This window comes from Salmonella sp. SAL04214 (assembly GCF_046550615.1).
GTDB lineage: Bacteria > Pseudomonadota > Gammaproteobacteria > Enterobacterales > Enterobacteriaceae > Salmonella > Salmonella enterica.
Map to the genome: position 1 here is coordinate 1 of NZ_JBGDXT010000024.1, position 1445 is coordinate 1445.

A 1445-nucleotide genomic window follows, 5' to 3' on the forward strand; every position below is an offset into this window, starting at 1 on the left:
GGCCAGAACCTGCTCGGCTACCGCCACTACGCCGACGACGTGGTGGAGCGCTTCGTCGAACGCGCGGTGAAAAACGGTATGGACGTGTTCCGCGTCTTCGACGCCATGAACGACCCGCGCAATATGAAAGCCGCACTGCAGGCGGTGCGCAGCCACGGCGCCCACGCCCAGGGCACACTCTCGTACACCACCAGCCCGGCCCACACCCTGCAGACCTGGCTGGATTTAACAGAGCAACTGCTGGAAACCGGCGTTGACTCGATTGCCATCAAGGACATGTCCGGCATTCTCACCCCGATGGCCGCTTTTGAGCTGGTGAGCGAAATCAAAAAACGCTATGACGTGCGCCTGCACCTGCACTGTCATGCCACCACCGGGATGGCGGAGATGGCCCTGCTGAAGGCTATCGAGGCGGGCGTCGACGGCGTGGACACGGCAATTTCCTCCATGAGCGCCACCTACGGCCACCCGGCCACCGAGGCGCTGGTGGCGACGTTGGCAGGTACTGAGCACGACACCGGGCTGGATATCCTGAAGCTGGAAAATATCGCCGCGTATTTCCGCGAGGTGCGCAAAAAGTACCACGCCTTTGAAGGCCAGCTGAAGGGCTACGACAGCCGCATTCTGGTGGCGCAGGTGCCGGGCGGAATGCTCACTAACCTGGAAGGCCAGCTGAAGCAGCAGAACGCGGCGGACAAACTGGACCAGGTGCTGGCGGAAATCCCCCGCGTGCGCGAGGACCTCGGCTTTATCCCGCTGGTCACCCCGACCTCACAGATTGTCGGCACCCAGGCGGTGCTCAACGTCCTGACCGGCGAGCGCTACAAGACCATCGCGAAGGAAACCGCCGGGATACTGAAAGGCGAATACGGCCACACCCCGGTGCCGGTGAACGCGGCATTGCAGGCGCGGGTGCTGGAAGGGGGCGCTCCGGTGACCTGCCGCCCGGCGGACCTGCTGAAGCCGGAGCTGGCTGAACTGGAAGCCGACGTGAAGCGCCAGGCGCAGGAGAAGGGCATCACTCTGGCGGGAAACGCCATCGACGACGTGCTCACCGTGGCGCTGTTCCCGCAGCCTGGCCTCAAATTCCTTGAGAACCGTAACAACCCGGCGGCGTTTGAGCCGGTACCGCAGGCGGAAGCCGCGCAGCCGGTGGCAAAAGCAGAGAAGCCTGCCGCCTCCGGCGTCTACACCGTGGAAGTGGAAGGCAAAGCCTTTGTGGTGAAGGTCAGCGACGGCGGCGATATCAGCCAGCTCACTGCGGCTGCACCTGCTGCCTCTTCTGCTCCTGCCACCGCCCCGGCAGGCGCCGGCACCCCGGTCACCGCCCCGCTGGCGGGCAACATCTGGAAGGTGATTGCCACCGAGGGCCAGAGCGTGGCCGAAGGCGACGTGCTGCTGATTCTGGAAGCCATGAAGATGGAAACCGAAATCCGCGCCGCGCA

General features: G+C 64.4%; 1 protein-coding gene. It reads left to right on the forward strand.

Annotation, left to right across the window (positions count from 1 at the left end):
• Positions 1–1445 (forward strand): sodium-extruding oxaloacetate decarboxylase subunit alpha (oadA, locus tag ACLJQD_RS22855; protein WP_119896079.1); only part of this gene is annotated, 1445 nt, incomplete at both ends.